The sequence below is a fragment of the Pseudomonas sp. FFPRI_1 genome (assembly GCF_055384485.1).
Map to the genome: position 1 here is coordinate 2999672 of NZ_AP029168.1, position 15847 is coordinate 3015518.

General features: G+C 66.6%; 15 protein-coding genes. 6 read left to right on the top strand and 9 right to left on the bottom strand.

The window, feature by feature from the left end; all coding sequences use genetic code 11:
• Positions 1–250: 250 nt before the first annotated feature.
• The 6 genes from ACZ5BO_RS13365 to ACZ5BO_RS13390 form a co-directional block, all read right to left on the bottom strand.
• On the bottom strand, positions 251–1078 hold the full coding sequence (locus tag ACZ5BO_RS13365) for an ABC transporter substrate-binding protein (RefSeq protein WP_464700318.1): 828 nt from the start codon (positions 1076–1078) through the stop codon (positions 251–253).
• A 50-nt stretch (positions 1079–1128) separates the two neighbouring features.
• Positions 1129–1791, bottom strand: coding sequence for an amino acid ABC transporter permease (locus tag ACZ5BO_RS13370; RefSeq protein ID WP_025130655.1), 663 nt, complete (start codon positions 1789–1791; stop codon positions 1129–1131).
• Positions 1788–2429 (bottom strand): amino acid ABC transporter permease, encoded by a 642-nt coding sequence (locus tag ACZ5BO_RS13375; protein WP_025130656.1) that lies wholly within the window; start codon positions 2427–2429, stop codon positions 1788–1790. Before ACZ5BO_RS13375 ends, ACZ5BO_RS13370 begins: the two co-directional genes overlap by 4 nt.
• Complete coding sequence (locus ACZ5BO_RS13380; RefSeq protein ID WP_025130657.1) at positions 2429–3229, bottom strand: amino acid ABC transporter ATP-binding protein; 801 nt, start codon at positions 3227–3229, stop codon at positions 2429–2431. Before ACZ5BO_RS13380 ends, ACZ5BO_RS13375 begins: the two co-directional genes overlap by 1 nt.
• Positions 3230–3293: 64 nt before the next feature.
• The gene (locus ACZ5BO_RS13385; protein WP_025130658.1) at positions 3294–4589 is read right to left on the bottom strand and encodes a M24 family metallopeptidase; all 1296 of its coding nucleotides are present in this window, start codon (positions 4587–4589) and stop codon (positions 3294–3296) included.
• A 109-nt stretch (positions 4590–4698) separates the two neighbouring features.
• Positions 4699–6735, bottom strand: coding sequence for an oxidoreductase (locus tag ACZ5BO_RS13390; RefSeq protein WP_464700322.1), 2037 nt, complete (start codon positions 6733–6735; stop codon positions 4699–4701).
• Positions 6736–6862: 127 nt separating this feature from the next.
• Between ACZ5BO_RS13390 and ACZ5BO_RS13395 the strand changes: the two genes are divergently transcribed.
• The gene (locus ACZ5BO_RS13395) at positions 6863–7525 is read left to right on the top strand and encodes a TetR/AcrR family transcriptional regulator (protein ID WP_025130660.1); all 663 of its coding nucleotides are present in this window, start codon (positions 6863–6865) and stop codon (positions 7523–7525) included.
• Positions 7526–7528: 3 nt separating this feature from the next.
• Here ACZ5BO_RS13395 and ACZ5BO_RS13400 read toward each other — a convergent pair whose 3' ends face one another.
• Entirely contained in the window at positions 7529–8395 is an 867-nt protein-coding gene (locus ACZ5BO_RS13400; RefSeq protein WP_464700324.1) for a LysR family transcriptional regulator, read from the bottom strand.
• 95 nt (positions 8396–8490) lie between these two features.
• On the opposite strand from ACZ5BO_RS13400, the gene ACZ5BO_RS13405 reads away from it, so the two are divergent.
• Entirely contained in the window at positions 8491–9057 is a 567-nt protein-coding gene (locus tag ACZ5BO_RS13405) for a DUF4865 family protein (RefSeq protein WP_464700326.1), read from the top strand.
• 421 nt (positions 9058–9478) lie between these two features.
• Positions 9479–10042, top strand: a complete 564-nt coding sequence (locus ACZ5BO_RS13410) for a histidine phosphatase family protein (RefSeq protein WP_464700328.1) — start codon at positions 9479–9481, stop codon at positions 10040–10042.
• Positions 10043–10118: 76 nt separating this feature from the next.
• Here ACZ5BO_RS13410 and ACZ5BO_RS13415 read toward each other — a convergent pair whose 3' ends face one another.
• Positions 10119–12095 carry an EAL domain-containing protein gene (locus ACZ5BO_RS13415; protein ID WP_464700330.1) on the bottom strand — a complete coding sequence of 659 codons (1977 nt, stop codon included), beginning with the start codon at positions 12093–12095 and terminating at the stop codon, positions 10119–10121.
• Positions 12096–12462: 367 nt separating this feature from the next.
• Between ACZ5BO_RS13415 and cobF the strand changes: the two genes are divergently transcribed.
• Positions 12463–13224 (top strand): precorrin-6A synthase (deacetylating), encoded by a 762-nt coding sequence (gene cobF / locus ACZ5BO_RS13420; RefSeq protein WP_464700332.1) that lies wholly within the window; start codon positions 12463–12465, stop codon positions 13222–13224.
• 39 nt (positions 13225–13263) lie between these two features.
• Here the strand turns inward: cobF and ftrA are convergent, their stop codons facing one another.
• Positions 13264–14247: a transcriptional regulator FtrA gene (ftrA, locus tag ACZ5BO_RS13425; protein ID WP_464700334.1), complete on the bottom strand. Its 984-nt coding sequence runs from the start codon at positions 14245–14247 to the stop codon at positions 13264–13266.
• Positions 14248–14349: 102 nt separating this feature from the next.
• Here ftrA and ACZ5BO_RS13430 point away from each other — a divergent pair, with 102 nt between their 5' ends.
• On the top strand, positions 14350–14784 hold the full coding sequence (locus ACZ5BO_RS13430; protein ID WP_025130667.1) for a rhodanese-like domain-containing protein: 435 nt from the start codon (positions 14350–14352) through the stop codon (positions 14782–14784).
• Between the two features lie 274 nt (positions 14785–15058).
• Positions 15059–15838, top strand: coding sequence for an ABC transporter substrate-binding protein (locus tag ACZ5BO_RS13435; protein WP_025130668.1), 780 nt, complete (start codon positions 15059–15061; stop codon positions 15836–15838).
• The last annotated feature ends 9 nt before the right edge of the window (positions 15839–15847 follow it).

A 15847-nucleotide genomic window follows, 5' to 3' on the forward strand; every position in this document is an offset into this window, starting at 1 on the left:
TGGCTTGGCCTGCGTTCGGCCTCCTGCCGGGGCAAAGCGTTTTGCCTCGTTTGCGCTGTTCAACAGTAAGCCGCTGTAACAGCGCACCCCAAGTAGCCCTGACCGCAGCACCGGCCAAACCCCAGCCACCAGCCGCGAGATTCAGGTTCTAGCCACCGGTGCCTCGGCCAACCGAGCGGCAGGCAGCAATTTCCCGTGCCCGACCAGCAGGCGCCCGCGCCCCCAGAGCGCCGCCATTTGCCCCCTTGGCTCAAGGCACCAGGCGTGCCTCTCCCACCTGCGCTGCCTCGGCACTCAAGCCGAACTGCTGCAGAATCCGCGCAATGTCCCCCGATGCATGCAGGGCTTGGATATTGGCGCTCAAGGCCTCTCCCAGGGCGCTGTTGCGCTGGCTGTAGGGAAACGCCACCTGCCCCGGTTGCAAGGTCGCCTGGACCCGCGCATCGGCCTCGGCAACTTTCACCACCTGCCCGGGATAGGCACCCTTGCCCTGGGAGGCCATCGCCACGGCGTAGCTGTCGACCGCCGCTTCGAGGCGCCCAGCCATCAGGTCCTGGGCCATGGCCACCGGGTTCGGGTAGAGCACCAACTGGCTGCCCAGGAGTTTCTGCAGGTCGGCCTGCCACAGGTAGCCCTGCACCGTGCCAACACGCTTGCCCTCCAGTTGCGCCGGGGTGCTCAGGCCCTGGGCCGAGATGATGCCCATCATGTCCAGGTACAGCGGCGCCGACAGCCCCAGCACCTTGTTGCGCGCTGCGGTGCGGTACCAGTCGCCGATGGCCACGTCGGCCCGCCGGGCGATCACCGACTGGATCACCGCCGCCGGGTCCACCACCGTGGCCTTGATCTGCAGGCATTCGCGGGCGGCAATCAGCTTGATGATCTCGCCATCGACCCCGCTGAGCTGGTTGTCAGGCCCGGGGATGGAGTAGGGCGGGAACACCCAGGCGGCCACGCTGAGCACGCCGGGGGTCAGGGTCTCGAAGCGGTGGGCGGGTTCGCAGGTGGCCGCTGAGGCGCCGTTGCCGATGAGCAGCAGGACGCAGAGTGCCAAGAACTGTTTGAGCGTGCGGGTCATGGTTTCACCTTGCCTGTCGTGGGTGGGAAAGTGCACGGCCAAAGGCCGCATCAGTGCTGCTGGTGGCGCACCAGCCGGCGCTCCAGGGCCGCCACCAGCAAGGTGGCGGGGGCGCAGACGGCGGCGTACATCAGCCCGGCCAGGGACAGCACCGGCATGTATTCGAAGGTCGTCGACCCTATGGACGAGGCCCGGCTCACCAGCTCCGGCAGGGCGATGGTGAAACACAGGGAGGTGGCCTGGAACATCATGATCGAGAAGCCCAGCAACGACGGCAGGGCGACTTTCAGGGCCTGGGGCAGGATCACGAAACGCAGGCTGTCCAAGGGCGTCAGGCCCATGACCCCGGCGGCTTCCAGTTGCCCCCGGGGCACCGCCTGCAGGCCGGCGCGGATGATCTCGCTGGTGTAGGCGCCGGTGCACCAGGCCAGGGCCAGCACCGCCGCCCAGTAGGAGCTGAGGGTCATTCCGGCCGAGGGCAGGCCGAAGTAGAAGAACTGCAAGAGGATCAGCGCCGGCGCCCCGCGGCCGATCTCCACCACCAGCAGCGCCGGGTAGCGCAGCAGCCGCGAGCGGCTCGAGACGCCGAGGGCCAGCACCAGGCCCAGGGCAATCCCCAGGCTCAGGCACAGGGCGGTGATCTGCAGTGACAGGACAAACCCCGGCCACAGTTCCGGCAGCCATTGCCGCCACATCTCCAGCACGGGATTCATGTCGCGCTCCGTTGCCGCAGGCGGCTATCCAGCCAGCGCGAGAACAGCGCCACCGGCAGGCTCAGGACCAGGTACACCAGGGCCGCAGTGGCGTACACCGCCAGCCCCGAGAAGCTTTTCTGGGACAGTGCGTAGGCCTGGAAGCTGACCTCGGCCACTCCCAGGGTCGAGGCCACGGCGGAGTCCTTGAGCAGGCCGATGGCGTAGGTGGCGGCGCTGGGAAGCGCCACTTTCACCAGTTGCGGCAGGATCACGTCGAAAAAGCGCTGGCGGCGGCTCAGGTTGAGCACCGTGGCCGCTTCGAACTGGCCGCGGGGGATCGCCAGCAGGGCGCCGCGATAGACCTCCGACATCTGCGCCGCGGTGATCAGCCCGAGGCCGAGCACTGCGGCGGCAAAGGGCGAGATCGGCAGCAGTTCGCTGCCCAGGCCGAAGAAGATGAAGAACAGCCAGACAATCGGCGGGATCGAACGCAGGGTGAGGATGATCAGCGCTGCGCACAGACTCACCAGCGGCAGGCGCGAAAGGCGCAGGGCGCACAGGGCGAACCCGAGGATCAGGCCCATGGCGAAGGCCGCGCCGGTCAGCGCCAGGGTCCAGGGCACGCCGCGCAGCATCAGCGACAGGTCGGTGAGCATCAGCGATTCCTCACGGCCTGGAGGAACTTCACCACCCGTTCGTTCTGCGGGTGGCGCATCACCGTCTGGCTGGCGCCCTGTTCGATGATCCGCCCCTCGGCCATTACCAGCACCCGGTCGGACACGGTTTCGGCGAAGTGCATCTCATGGGTCACGACAATCATCGACATACCGTCGCGGGCCAGTTCCTTCATCACCGCCAGCACCTCCAGGCCCAGTTCCGGGTCGAGGGCCGAGGTCGGTTCATCGAACAGCATCAGTTGCGGTTCCAGGGCCAGTGCCCGGGCAATGGCGATGCGCTGTTGCTGGCCACCGGAACAGCGCGCCGGGTAGTGGCCGGCCTTGTCCGCCAGGCCGACTCGCTCCAGCAGTTGCATGGACACCCGATCGGCTTCGGCGGGGCTGCGGCCCAGGGTGCGGACCTGCGCCAGGCTGACGTTACGCAGCACTGTCAGGTGCGGAAACAGATTGAACGACTGGAACACCATGCCGATCCGCCGCCGCAGTTGCACCAGCTCGGCGTGCTTGGGCGGGCGCTGGGCGTCGATCTGCAGGCCGGCCATGCTGATCCGCCCGCTGCTGGGCGGCTCCAGCTGGTTGATGCAGCGCAGCAGGGTGCTCTTGCCCGAGCCGCTGGGGCCGATAATGGCCAGCACCTGGCCTTGTTCCATCTCGAAGCTGACCTCGTGCAGGACCTGGTAGGGGCCGAAGTGCTTGCCGATGGCGTGCAGTTGCAGGAAGGGCGGCGCAGTCGCGGCGGCCACGGAAACAGCGGCGTGGGTCTGCAGGTTCAGGTTCATGGTGTTCTCCCATTTGGACCGGCCGGAACAAGGTCGACGACCGGGAACGGCGGGTGCGCCAGTGCTAGAGATCCAGCAGCGGCGTGCGGGAAAGGATCTCGGGCCCGCGGGCGGTGATCAGCACCTGTTCTTCCAGCTTGACCCCCTGGGCAGCGCCTTGCTCGCCGATGAAACTCTCCACCGAGACCACCATGTTTTCCTCGAAGTGGCCGTCGTAGCCCCACTCGGCGAAGTCCACGGCGTAGGCCACGCTGGGGTATTCGTCGACCAGGCCGACACCGTGCAGCATCATCATGTAGCGGTTGTGGCGGTAGCGTTCCGGCACTGCCCAGCAGTGCTCGGCGAATTCGCGGAACGAGCAGCCGGGGCGTAGCAGTTCGAGGTTGCGGCCGATCTGCTCGGCGGCGGTTTCCAGCAGCCGGCGCTGCTCGGCCGCCACCGCTTTGCCGGGGCAGACGAAGCTGCGGGAGATGTCCGAGAGGTAGCCGCCAGGGCCCACCATGTCGGTGTCGAAGCAGACCATCTCGCCGGCGTCGATGGGCTTGTCCGAGGCGTCCTGGAACCAGGGGTTGGTGCGCTGGCCGGAGTTCAGCAGGCGGCTCTCGGCCCACTCGCCGCCATGGGCCACGTTGGTGCCGTGGAGGATGCTCCACAGCTGGTTCTCAGTGACCCCCGGCACCAGGCTGTGGCGCATGCGCGCGATGGCCAGGTCGCAGACCGCCATGGATACCCGGTGGCTGGCCACTTCCTCGCGGCACTTGAGCCGTCGTGCCTGTTCCATCAGGGGCTGGGCGTCGAACAGCTGCAAGCCGTGACCGATCAGCTTGGCACTGCCCAGGGGGTCGCAGCGGTCCACCGCCAGGCGGCGGTTGTGGCCAGCGTGTTGCTGCATCAGGGCGGCGATTTCGCCGGCCCACTGGCTGGCCTTTTCCTCGACCCTTGGGCCGGCGAGAAAGTACAGCCAGGGAATCGCCGGGCGGATCTGGTCGATGGTCTCCACGGCCTCGCTGTTGTGCCGGCTGCTGCTGAACTCGAACAGCACCAGCGGGCCCTCGGTGGCGATGAACACATAGCGGCTGGGGGAGTGCATGACCCACAGGCCGAGGTTGTTGGTGTCGGTGGCGTAGCGGATGTTGATCGGGTCGGCCAGCAGCACCCCGGCGTAGTCGTGCTCGCGCAGTTGCTGGCGAATGCGCTCCAGGCGGTAGCGACGCAGGGCCACCCGGTCGATGGCGGCGTGGGCCTGGAGCAGGTCCGGGTCCACCGGGGCCAGGCGGTGGTCGGTGACGGCGCGGTCCTGGCGAAAGGCCGGCTGCGGGCGTGGGGGCACAGGCTGATGCAACGGTTGACGACTGTTCATGGCGCAACTCCGCAGGGGCCCGCAGCACCGGAATCCAGAGGTGCGGGTCGACAGTGAGGCAGTGAATCAGGTCATGGCCCGGCGCTCTGGTGGCGCCTGGGCCCCGGGTTCAGAGATCCTTGAGCAGCCGCAGGGCGTCGTAGATCGCTGCGTGGGTATTGCGCGACGACACCGCGTCGCCGATTCGGAACAGCTGGAATTCCCCCTCGGGGTTGTCCGCCACGCTCTGTGGCTGGCCGGCAATCAGTTGCCCGTAGTCCACCGCGCCCTGGTTGCGCGAGCGCGGCAGGAGCTGGAAATACAGCTCGTCCAGGGGCCGGGTGCCGTGGTTGACCACGATCTGGTCGAACTCCCGGTGTTTTTCCAGGGGCCCGTAGTCGCTGCCCAGGTGGGCGATCAGCGTTGTGCCGTGACGCTCCACGCGCTTGAGCCGGTAGGTCACGGTGAAGGTGGTGTCCAGGGTCTGCAGCGAGCGCATGAAGGGCACCAGGTTCATGCCCATCACCTCCGGCGCGAAGGCGCGGTCGGGGGTCATGATCTCGGTGCGGGCACCGCTCAGGGCAATGACTTCCGCAGCCTGCAGGCCGGCGGCGTCGCCGGCGTCGTCATACACCAGCACATTGCGCCCGGGCTTGATGTCGCCGGAAAGAATGTCCCAGCTCGATACCAGCCACTGGTTGCCCGATTCCAGTACTTCGGTGTGGGGCAGGCCGCCGGTGGCGATGATCACCAGGTCGGGGCGGTGGGCCAGCACAGTTTCCGGCTCGGCCCAGGTGTTGAAGTGGAACTGCACGCCCAGGCGTGCGCACTGGGCCATGCGCCAGTCGATGATGCTGAGCATTTCCTTGCGCCGCGGCGAGCGGGCGGTGAGGCGGATCTGCCCGCCGGGCTGGTCGGCGGCTTCCAGCACCGTCACCTGGTGCCCGCGTTCGCCGGCCACCCGCGCCGCTTCCAGGCCTGCCGGGCCGCTGCCGACAATCAGCACCTGGCGCTTGCGGGCGGCCTTGGGAATCTCGTGGGGCATGGTGGTTTCACGGCCGGTGGCGGCGTTGTGGATGCAGTAGGCGGCGCCACCGTGGTAGATGCGGTCCAGGCAATAGTTGGCGCCGACGCAGGGGCGGATGTCGGCCTCGCGGCCCTCGATGATCTTGCGCACCAGGTGCGGGTCGGTCATGTGCGCCCGGGTCATGCCTACCAGATCCACCAGCCCGCTGGCGATGGCATGGCGCGCGGTGGCCACGTCGGGAATCTTTGCCGCGTGCAGGGTCGGCATGCCGGTGTGGGCGCGCACTTCGCCGGCGAAATCCAGGTGCGGGGCGTTGCGCATGCCCTGGATCGGAATCACGTCGGTGAGCCCGGCATCGGTTTCGATGTGGCCGCGGATCACGTTGAGAAAATCCACCATGCCGCACTCGCTGAGCAGCTGCGAGATGCGCAGGCCGTCGGCCTTGTCCAGGCCGCCGCTGATCACCTCGTCGGCGGTGTAGCGCAGGCCGACGATGAAGCGGTTGCCAACCCGCTGGCGGATCGCCTTGAGCACGTCGAAGGTAAAGCGCAGGCGATTGTCCAGGGAGCCGCCGTAGGGGCCGTCGAGGTCGTTGGTCAGGGGCGACCAGAACTGGTCCATCAAGTGGCCGTAGGCTTGCAGTTCGATGCCGTCCAGGCCGGCCGCCTGCATGTGTTCGGCGGCGCTGGCGTAGTCGCTGATGATGCGTTCGATGTCCCAGTGTTCCAGGCGCTTGGGAAAGGCCCGGTGGGCCGGTTCGCGCTGGTGCGAGGGCGACACCACCGGCAGCCAGTCGCCCTTGTCCCAGCGGGTGCGGCGGCCCAGGTGGGTGAGCTGGATCATCACTGCGGCGCCGTGCTCGTGGCACTCGTCGGCCAGGGCCTTCATCCAGGGCACCACTTCTTCCTTGTAGGCCAGGATGTTGTTGAACACCGGCGGGCTGTCCCGGGAAATCGCCGCAGAACCTGCGGTCATGGTCATGGCCACGCCGGCCTTGGCCCGCTCCACGTGATAGGCCCGATACAACGCCTTGGGCATGCCGTCCTCGGGGTAGGCCGGCTCGTGGGAGGTGGTGATGATGCGGTTGCGCAGGGTCAGGTGCTTGAGCTGGAACGGTTGCAGAAGCGGGTCGTGGTTCATCTTCGTCCCTCAGCAGGTGTATCAGGCGAAATCAACATAGAACCCAATGTACACCTGTGTCAATTAAATCGACATGAGTGAACATGGCGCCTTGCGAGGGCCTGGGGGAGGGGCTAGGATGCCCTTCATGAAAAATACGACCTCCAGTTCCAAAAACGACAAAGGCTCGCTGCAGGCCTGGCTCGACGCCGCTTATGAAAGCCTCAAGGAGTCCGGGGTAGACGCGGTGCGGGTGATGCCCCTGGCGAAGAAACTCAACCTTTCGCGCACCAGCTTCTACTGGTATTTCGAGGACCGCGAAGCCTTGCTCGAAGCCCTGATCGGGCTGTGGAAGAGCAAGAACACCGACACCTTGCTGGCCCACTCCGAGGCCTATGCCGAGTCGATCACCGAGGCCATCCTGAATGTCTTCGACTGCTGGCTGAACCCCGCGCTGTTCGACTCGCAGTTCGAGTTCGCCATGCGCAGCTGGGCCCTGCAGTCGGCAGACGTGGCCCTGGAGCTGGAGAAGGCCGACGAGCAGCGGGTGCAGGCCTTCAAGCGCATGTTCCAGCGCTTCGGCATGGGCGAGGATGCGGCCTTTACCCGGGCCCGCTGCATCTACCTGACGCAGATCGGCTACATCAGCCTCAAGACCCAGGAAACCACCCTGCAGCGCATGCGCTACATCCCGGAGTACCTGCGCATCTTCACCGGCGAGGAACCCCAGCAGCGCGAGCTGGAACGGTTTTACCGGCGCAACGGCCTGTGCCTGGAGACCCTGCTGGAGCAGGCCCCGGCGCCGGTTTGAGGTTCAGCGCAGCAGGGCGCCGCGAAAGGCCGCGCTGAGGGCGCGCAAGGTGTCCGCGGAGCGTTCGTCGGTGGCGCGGGCGTGCAGCACCACCTCGCTCACCGGCAGCCGTGGCAGGCCCAGGCGTTCAGTCACGTCCTGGGCGCCTGCCGGGGCCACGCGCGAAGCCAGGGCGGCGACCCCGAGCCCGGCGCTCACCGCGGCCCCCACGGCCATCACCCCGCCACCGATGAACACCTCGACCCAGGGCCAGCCGGCCGCGTCCAGGGCCTGCACCGCCAGTTGGCGCACGCCGCAGGGCGCGGCCAGGGTCGCCAGGCGCAGGGGGCTGCCGTGGGTGTGCTGCCAGGTGGCGGCGGCGAACCAGGCAAAACTTTCCACCACCAGCACTTCGCCATCGTTGCGGGCGCCTTCGTTGCGCACGATCACCGCGTCCAGCTCAGCGCGATCGAAGCGCGCGGTCAGCTCCCGGGAGGAATCGATGTGCACTTCCAGCAGCAGCAGCGGGTCGTAGCTGGCAATGTGTTGGAGTAACTGCGGCAGGTCGGGGCCGGCCACATGGTCGCTGATGCCTACCTGCAAGCGCCGGGGGGCGCTGTTGTGCAATTCCCCCAGGGCCCGCTCGTGAGCCCGCAGCAGTTCCCGCGCGGCCTGGCTGAAACGCGCACCCGCCGGGGTCAGCCGCACATGGCGCGGGGTGCGTTCCAGCAGGCGCTGGCCGAGGCGCTCTTCAAGGCGCTTGAGCTTGAGGCTGATGGCCGCCTGGGAGGTGTTCAGGGCCTGGGCCGCCCGGGTGAAACTGGCGAAATCGGCGATCAGCACAAAGGCCTGCACGGTATCGATGTCCAGTGGCTTGCCCGGCTCTGACATATTCAATCCTTATCACAGATATATTCGACGATATCTTGTTGTAATCATTGGGCCTGCGCAAGCTGGCCACTCCTTAGCCCCCACGGAGTGTCGCCATGTTTGCCAAACAGTATTCCCATCGCTTGCCGGCCGATTACCCGATGCAGCTGATTCGCCAGCGTGCCGCCGAACGCGGGCCGCTGTGGGATCGGGTCGAGGGCCTGGTGTTCAAGGTGTTTGCCGGGCGCGAACGGGGTGTCCACGGGGCCACCGAAAACCTCTATGCCTCGATCTACCTGTGGCAGGACGCGGCCGGCGCCGGGAAGATGCTGATGGGCCCCGGTTTTCAAGGGGTGATCGACTCCTTTGGCCGCCCGCACATCGAATCCTGGCTGCCCCTGGATTGGCGTCGGGGCCCGGCCGGGCAAGCCCGGGCCCTGTACCGCGAGGTCCAGGCCATCGAGCCAGGGGCGCAGCGCGAGCAGTTGCTGGCCAGCGAGGTGCTGGGCAATCAACGACGGGCCCAGGAGCCAGACACCTTCGCCGTGGTCCTGGCCCTGGACCTGCAGGCTTGGCAACTGGTGCGCTTCACGCTTTCGGCGCAGCCACCTCGGCCACGCCCGGGAAGCGAGTGCTATGAGGTGCTGTACCTGGCGAGGCCCGGGGTGCGCGCAGAACACTGAGCTGCGGGGGAGCAAGCCCGCTGAGGCGGGCTTGTCCGTATCAGCCCTTGCAGCGGGCGTCGTGGCTGCTGCGCGGTTGCAGCCGTTTGCTGCGTGGCGAGCCAGGCGAAACCCAGGCCCAGGCTGTAGCTGAACACCAGGGCCAAGAGCCCGCCCAAGGCAGTGCTGGGCAGGGAAAAATCGGCCTGCGTGGTAGCGCTATCAGTGATTGAAACCTCCAGGGCTGACGCGCCGCGGTGCGGGTGACGAGCAGAGAAACGGGGCCTGGCGTACGGCGACAAGGCCGAATACAGTGGCGCGACCACGCCGGGCTGACAGCGGCTTGCCGTTTCGAAATGTCTGCCTGGTACATCTGCAATAAAATGCCATATCCGCCCCGGCAGGCTACGCCTCCCTGCCGATAACGCCAGAGTGATGCACTGTGCAGGCCACCCGTCTGACCCTGATCTGCCACGCCCGTACCGCCGCCCAGAAGCAGGCGTGCTTTCCCTTGGACGAACCCCTGGTGCTGGACTGGCAGGCCCAGGCCCTGAGCCGCACCGCCGAGCTCAGGCGTTCGACGCGGGTGCTCTGCGGCCCGGAACTGCGCAGCCGGCAGACGGCCGGCCTGTTCAGCGCCGAAGCCGAGGTACAGGAGGCCTTGCGCGATTGCGCCTTCGGCACTTGGCAGGGCCTGTCCATCAGTGCGCTGCAACAACAGCAGCCCGAGGCTCTGCAGGCCTGGCTGGAGGACCCGCATCAGGCTCCGCCGGGCGGCGAGTCGGTGGCCGCTCTGTGCCAGCGGGTGGCCCAGTGGCTGGAGCAGATGGCCGAGCGCCCGGGGCACTGGCTGGCGGTGACCCATCCCTTTGTCATCCGCGCGGTGATGCTCCAGGCGCTGCAAGCGCCCTTGGCCAGCTTCAACCTGATCGACATCGAGCCGTTGTCCAGGCTTGACCTGAGTCACGCCGGCCGCTGGCGCCTGCGCCTGCAGGGCCGTGATTGAAACCCGCCACGCCTGGCCCCGGGCCGCGGCTGCTACTTGCCGGGCCTGCCGGCTTCGCGGCAGCAGGCCGCCGGTTTCAGCCTGAACGATCACGGCCGCACTGCTCGGCGGCGAGCCCCAGTTCGATCAGCTCGGCCAGGGGCACCGCCGGGGAGAAGAAGTAGCCCTGGGCGTAGCCGATGCCGATGGATGTGAGGATATCGATCTGTTCCTGGGTCTCGACCCCTTCGGCGGTCAGCGTCGCCTGGTACAGGCGCGCGCTTTCCTGGGCAATGGAGACCGCGGTGCGCATCCGTTCGTAATGCAGCAAGGAAATCATCGAGTGGTCGATCTTCACTTCGCCGAACGGGTACTTGGCCAGGATGCTCAGGGCCGAGTAGCCGGTGCCGAAGTCGTCCAGGGCCAGGGCGACCTTGTGCTCCTTGAGCAAAAGCATGTTGCGCGCCACTTGCCGGGTGTCCAGCAGCAAGGTGTTCTCGGTCAGTTCCAGGGCCAGGCGCTGGCCGGGCAGGCCGGCGCTGGCCAGGCGCTGGATCAGCCGCGTGGCGAAGTTCACGTCGCTCAGGGTGGTGGCCGAGACGTTCACCGCCAGGGGCCCCGGCAGGCCGGCCGCGCTGTAGAGGTGGGCATCGCGGATCACCGCTTCGATGGTTGCCCATTCAAAGGCCTGCAGCAGGTCCTGGTGACGCACCACATCGAGGACCAACAGTGGCGAGATCGCCTGGCCCTGGCTATCCCGGGCTCGCAGCAGGGCCTCGGCACCGACCACGGTGCGCCGCTCCAGGCAGAACTTGGGCTGGTAGTGCAAGGGCGGGTTATCGAGGCGCAGCCACTCCAGCAGTTGCAGGCGGATCTGCTCCTTGCTCTGGGCCCGTTCGATCAGCGACTGGCGCAGGTAGCGCACCGGCTGCCGGGAGTCCTGCAGGGCCAGGCTGATATTGCGCAGGGTGATGTTGGCGCTGGCACCGGCGCAGGCGTCGACCACGCAGAACTGCAGCTTCGGCGACAGGCCGCTGCCGTCCGTGAGAGGGTCCAGCAGGGCCGCCTGCAGGGTGGCGATCAACCGGGATTCCTCAATGAAGTGGATCGAACGGTTGGGCAGGGCCACTACCAGGCTCAGGTCGGAGAACATGAACCGCCTGGGCACCGAGCAGGCGTGCAACACCTGGCCGGCGGCGCCAGTGTCGAGTGCCTCGGCCAGGCTGACCAGCAACTGGTCGGTCCAGTCGTGGCTGTGGATGGCCACCAGGTCCTTGAGATTGATGATCTTGATCACGATCAGGCTGTGGATGCCGGGACGCTGGCCGGTGCGCACCAGCAACTGGTCCAGGTAGCTGCCCAGGGCCCGGCGATTGGGCAGGCGGGTGATCGGGTCGGTCACCGCCAGTTGCAGCAGGCGGCGCTGGGCCTGTTGATAGCGCGCCTCGCGACGCAGCATGGCGAAGATCAGGATGAGCATCGGCAGCGACAGCAGGGTCGTGGCCAGGCGCAGGGACAGCAGTTGCGCGGTGATCACCGAGCTGACGCTGCCCATCCAGTCGATTACCTGCATGGGCGCGATCGCGGCGCCCAGGCGTACCAGTAGCACCAGGGCCATGTCCTTGAAGGTCAGGTCGCCCAGGCGGCGTGATTCGAACCAGCGATGCAGCAGCACGCCTCCCAGGGTCATCAGGCTGAAACTGAACAGTGCCTCTTCGAACTGGCCGACGCCGCCAATGCAGAAACGTGCCAGTGCCACCAGTACCAGGCAGCTGATTCCGCCCCACCAGCCCCCGAGCAAACCGGCGAGAAACAGCATGTCGCTGCTCAGGAAGACCTTCACCGGCGTCTGCATGAACTGTGAGGCCAGGGCGATCAAGGCGGCGTTGCTGACGCCGAGGATCAAGCCCAGGAGTATCTTTTTCGACTGGATCAGGCGCTGGGCATCCTGGCGCAGCATCAGCAGGGTACTGAAGATTCCTACCAGGGCCACGTACTGCAGCAGGACGATGGGCAGGAGGGAGGCATTGATCGCAAGATCGAGAGACAGGAGCTCCCACATTTCGCTGTGCATGATTTGGGCGTCACCTGATTGAGTCGCTGCGTGAGAATGCTGCAGAGAATAAGGATGAGAATTTTTCCGGCCTATAAGGAGATTCTTGTTTTAAGGTCCTTTCGGGCATCCCGGCGGACTCACGCCGCGCTAGCGTCCTTGAGCGCTTCCCCTCGAGGCGGCCAGGAAAACGCCCCGGGGAGGGCCATGGCTGATCGGCATCGCCGCTGACGGGGCGCCGCCCAGCGCTTCGTCAGTAGCGGCGGCCAGGAGCGTTCTCGCCCGGCCAATCGCGAGGGGCTAGAACCCACCGCGGCCACTGCGGCTTTTCTCACCCCGCCAAGGCGGCCCATACTTGTCCGCTGAAACAGCAGCGAGAGCATGGCCCATGAAAAACCTCCTGGTGATCGGCATCGGCGCCGGCAACCCCGACTACATCACGATGCAGGCTGTCAAGGCGTTGAACCGCTGCGATGTGGTGTTCCTCATGGACAAGGGGCCGAGCAAGGACTCGCTGATCGACCTGCGCCGCGAGTTGTGCGAACGCTACATCACCGAGCGTCCCTATCGGTTCGTCGAGGCACAGACCCCGGAACGCCAGCGGGGCGAGGTGGACTACCGGAACAGCGTGCAGGCCCTCAACCAGGACAAGCAGCAGATCTTCGAGCGCCTGATCAACGAGGAGTTGGCCGAGGGCGAAACCGGGGCCTTCCTGGCCTGGGGCGACCCGGCCCTGTACGACAGCACCCTGCGCATCCTGCAGGCGATCCTGGCCAGCGGCGCGGCGCAGTTCGACTATCAGGTGATCCCCGGCATCACCAGCGTCCAGGCCCTGGCGGCGCAGCACAAGGTGCCGTTGAACCGCATCGGTCGTTCCGTGGAAATCACCACCGGGCGGCGCCTGGCGGCAGGCCAGGCGAGTGACGCCGACAGCCTGGTGGTGATGCTCGATGCCGAGGATTCCTACCGCCAGTTGCGTGATCAGGACCTGGAGATCTACTGGGGGGCCTACCTGGGCACCGCGGATGAAATCCTCATCAGTGGCCGCCTCGACGAGGTCGCCGACGAGATCCGCCGCGTGCGCCTGCAAGCGCGCCAGAGCCATGGCTGGATCATGGACACCTACCTGCTGCGCAAGCCTGGGGACTGAGCCGCCCCGCGACAGCCGGCCGGGGTGGTGTGGCCGGTTTCAGCCTGCCGGCCCCTGCAAGGGCGCCCCCCGGCCGAAGCGCTCACGGTACACCGAGGGCGCCAGGCCCACCCGACTGCGAAAGGCCACGCGGAAACTCTCCACCGAGTGATAGCCGCAGCGCAGGGCGATGGTCTCCGTGGTTTCGCTGCCGTTTTCCAGCAACTCCCGGGCCCGGGCCAGGCGCTCATGTTGCAGCCAGGCCTTGGGCGCCGCACCGGTGGCCTCGCTGAAGCGCCGCAGGAAGGTGCGTTCGCTCATCAGCGCCTGGGCTGCCAGTTCGCTGACCGTCAGTGGCTGGTGCAGGCGTTCCCGGGCCCATTGCATGACCCGTGACAGGTCGCTGCGCGGCGTGCGGCTGACCGGGGCCGGAATGAACTGCGCCTGGCCACCGGTGCGCTGCGGCGACATCACCAGGCGCCGGGCCACGCTGTTGGCCACCTGGGTGCCGAAGTCCCGGGCCACCAGGTGCAGGCAGGCGTCGATACCGGCGGCGCTGCCGGCGGAGGTGATCAGTTGCCCGGCGTCGACGTAGAGCACGTCCGGGTCCACCTGGATGTTCGGGAAGCGCTGCGCCAGCTCCGCGGCGTAGCGCCAGTGGGTGGTGGCGCCCAAACCGTCCAGCAGGCCGCTGGCCGCCAGGGCGAACACGCCAGAGCAGATCGACAGCAACCGTGCGCCACGCTCATGGGCCCGGCGCAGGGCTTCCAGCAGCTCCTGCGGTGGCGCTTCGTCGCGGCTGCGCCAGCCGGGCACGATGATGGTTCGTGCCTGGTCCAGCAGCTCCAGGCCGCCGTCGGCCAGGACCTGGATACCGCCCATGGCACGCATCGGCCCCGGGTCCACGGCAACGATGCACTGGGTGTACCAGGGGAAGTCGAACTCCGGCCGGGCCAGGCCGAAGATCTCCACGGCGATGCCGAACTCGAAGGTGCAGAGGCCATCGTAGGCCAGGATGGCCACCAGGCCGGGCTGATTGTTCATTTGGCGGAAAATTACCAGTCGCTGTCCGAGGCGCCACTGTAGCGCCCGGGGCCGGGTGGATACAGTGTTTCCCACCCCACCGTGACTTTTTGGAGCGTCCTCATGACCAGCCTGGTACGCAATACCGCCGCTGCCCCTTCGGCCATCGCCCTGATGCACTTTGCCAATCGCCTGAGCTTTGAAACCGATTGTTCCGACGTCTACGCCAGCCAGCAGGCCGGGGAGGTGGATTTTGTCCTGGTGGATGTGCGCAGCCCCGAGGCCTATGCCCGGGGGCATGTGCCGGGGGCGATCAATCTCCCGGGAAACCGCCTCGATGGGCAAACCCTGGCGGCCTATCCCCGGGACAGCCTGTTCGTGGTGTATTGCGCCGGGCCCCACTGCAACGGCGCGAACAAGGCGGCGCTGAAACTGGCGGCCCTGGAATACCCGGTCAAGGAGATGATCGGAGGCGTCACCGGCTGGCTGGACGAAGGCTTCCAGCTCAGTACCCAGGCGCCGCGGGCCGAGGGCCAGCCAATCGCCTGCGCCTGTTGACCGTGCCTGCCGCCGGCATGCAGTGAGGCGGCTTTAGCAAGGACCGGGAGGACCGGGCGGCGGCACCATTGCAGGGCGTTGCCCGGGGTTTTTCGCGGAGCAGTGCACCACGCCCGAGCGGGGCTGAAAGGCCCCGCCCAGCGCTGTGTTTTTTCTATAAGTATTTGTCGCATAAAAACAATTTGCTTCCCGGACGCCGCTCTAGACTGCTGGCCACTTCGATGTCACACAATCGAATTCTGCCAATAAAAGTCTCCGGCTCTTGGAGTTATAAATGAACAAGTTTGTGCTGTTCGGTGCCCTGGCACTGTCGCTGTTTTCCCTGACTGCTTCGGCCGACGAGGCCAAGCCGATCCGCATCGGTATCGAAGCCGGCTACCCGCCGTTCTCGATGAAGACCCCCGATGGCAAGCTCACCGGTTTCGACGTCGACCTGGGCGATGCCCTGTGCGAGCAGATGAAAGTCAAGTGCACCTGGGTCGAGCAAGAATTCGACGGCCTGATCCCGGCGCTGAAGGTGAAGAAGATCGACGCCATCCTGTCGTCCATGACCATCACCGACGACCGCAAGAAGAACGTCGATTTCACCATCAAGTACTACCACACCCCGGCGCGCTTCGTGATGAAGGCCGGGACCAGCATCAAGGACCCGCTGACCGAGCTCAAGGGCAAGAAGGTCGGTGTGCTGCGCGCCAGTACCCACGACCGCTTCGCCACTGAAGTGCTGGTGCCGGCGGGCATCGACCTGGTGCGCTACGGCTCCCAGCAAGAAGCCAACCTGGACATGGTTTCCGGCCGCGTCGACGCGCTGCTGGCGGACTCGGTCAACCTCAACGATGGCTTCCTCAAGACCGATGCCGGCAAGGGCTTTGCCTTCGTAGGCCCCGAGTACAACGATCCGAAGTACTTCGGCGGCGGTGCCGGCATTGCCGTGCGCAAGGGCGACAAGGCGCTGGCGGAGCAATTCAACACCGCCATCAGCGAGATCCGCGCCAATGGCAAGTACAAGCAGGTGCAGGACAAGTACTTCGACTTCGACGTCTACGGCGAGTAAGCCGCGGCA

Excerpts from the sequence above, each read along its gene's own strand:
- ACZ5BO_RS13365 (WP_464700318.1), bottom strand. The coding sequence starts at position 1,078 with ATGACCCGCACGCTCAAACAGTTCTTGGCACTCTGCGTCCTGCTGCTC.
- ACZ5BO_RS13370 (WP_025130655.1), bottom strand. The coding sequence starts at position 1,791 with ATGAATCCCGTGCTGGAGATGTGGCGGCAATGGCTGCCGGAACTGTGG.
- ACZ5BO_RS13375 (WP_025130656.1), bottom strand. The coding sequence starts at position 2,429 with ATGCTCACCGACCTGTCGCTGATGCTGCGCGGCGTGCCCTGGACCCTG.
- ACZ5BO_RS13380 (WP_025130657.1), bottom strand. The coding sequence starts at position 3,229 with ATGAACCTGAACCTGCAGACCCACGCCGCTGTTTCCGTGGCCGCCGCG.
- ACZ5BO_RS13385 (WP_025130658.1), bottom strand. The coding sequence starts at position 4,589 with ATGAACAGTCGTCAACCGTTGCATCAGCCTGTGCCCCCACGCCCGCAG.
- ACZ5BO_RS13390 (WP_464700322.1), bottom strand. The coding sequence starts at position 6,735 with ATGAACCACGACCCGCTTCTGCAACCGTTCCAGCTCAAGCACCTGACC.
- ACZ5BO_RS13395 (WP_025130660.1), top strand. The coding sequence starts at position 6,863 with ATGAAAAATACGACCTCCAGTTCCAAAAACGACAAAGGCTCGCTGCAG.
- ACZ5BO_RS13400 (WP_464700324.1), bottom strand. The coding sequence starts at position 8,395 with ATGTCAGAGCCGGGCAAGCCACTGGACATCGATACCGTGCAGGCCTTT.
- ACZ5BO_RS13405 (WP_464700326.1), top strand. The coding sequence starts at position 8,491 with ATGTTTGCCAAACAGTATTCCCATCGCTTGCCGGCCGATTACCCGATG.
- ACZ5BO_RS13415 (WP_464700330.1), bottom strand. The coding sequence starts at position 12,095 with ATGCACAGCGAAATGTGGGAGCTCCTGTCTCTCGATCTTGCGATCAAT.
- cobF (WP_464700332.1), top strand. The coding sequence starts at position 12,463 with ATGAAAAACCTCCTGGTGATCGGCATCGGCGCCGGCAACCCCGACTAC.
- ftrA (WP_464700334.1), bottom strand. The coding sequence starts at position 14,247 with ATGAACAATCAGCCCGGCCTGGTGGCCATCCTGGCCTACGATGGCCTC.
- ACZ5BO_RS13430 (WP_025130667.1), top strand. The coding sequence starts at position 14,350 with ATGACCAGCCTGGTACGCAATACCGCCGCTGCCCCTTCGGCCATCGCC.
- ACZ5BO_RS13435 (WP_025130668.1), top strand. The coding sequence starts at position 15,059 with ATGAACAAGTTTGTGCTGTTCGGTGCCCTGGCACTGTCGCTGTTTTCC.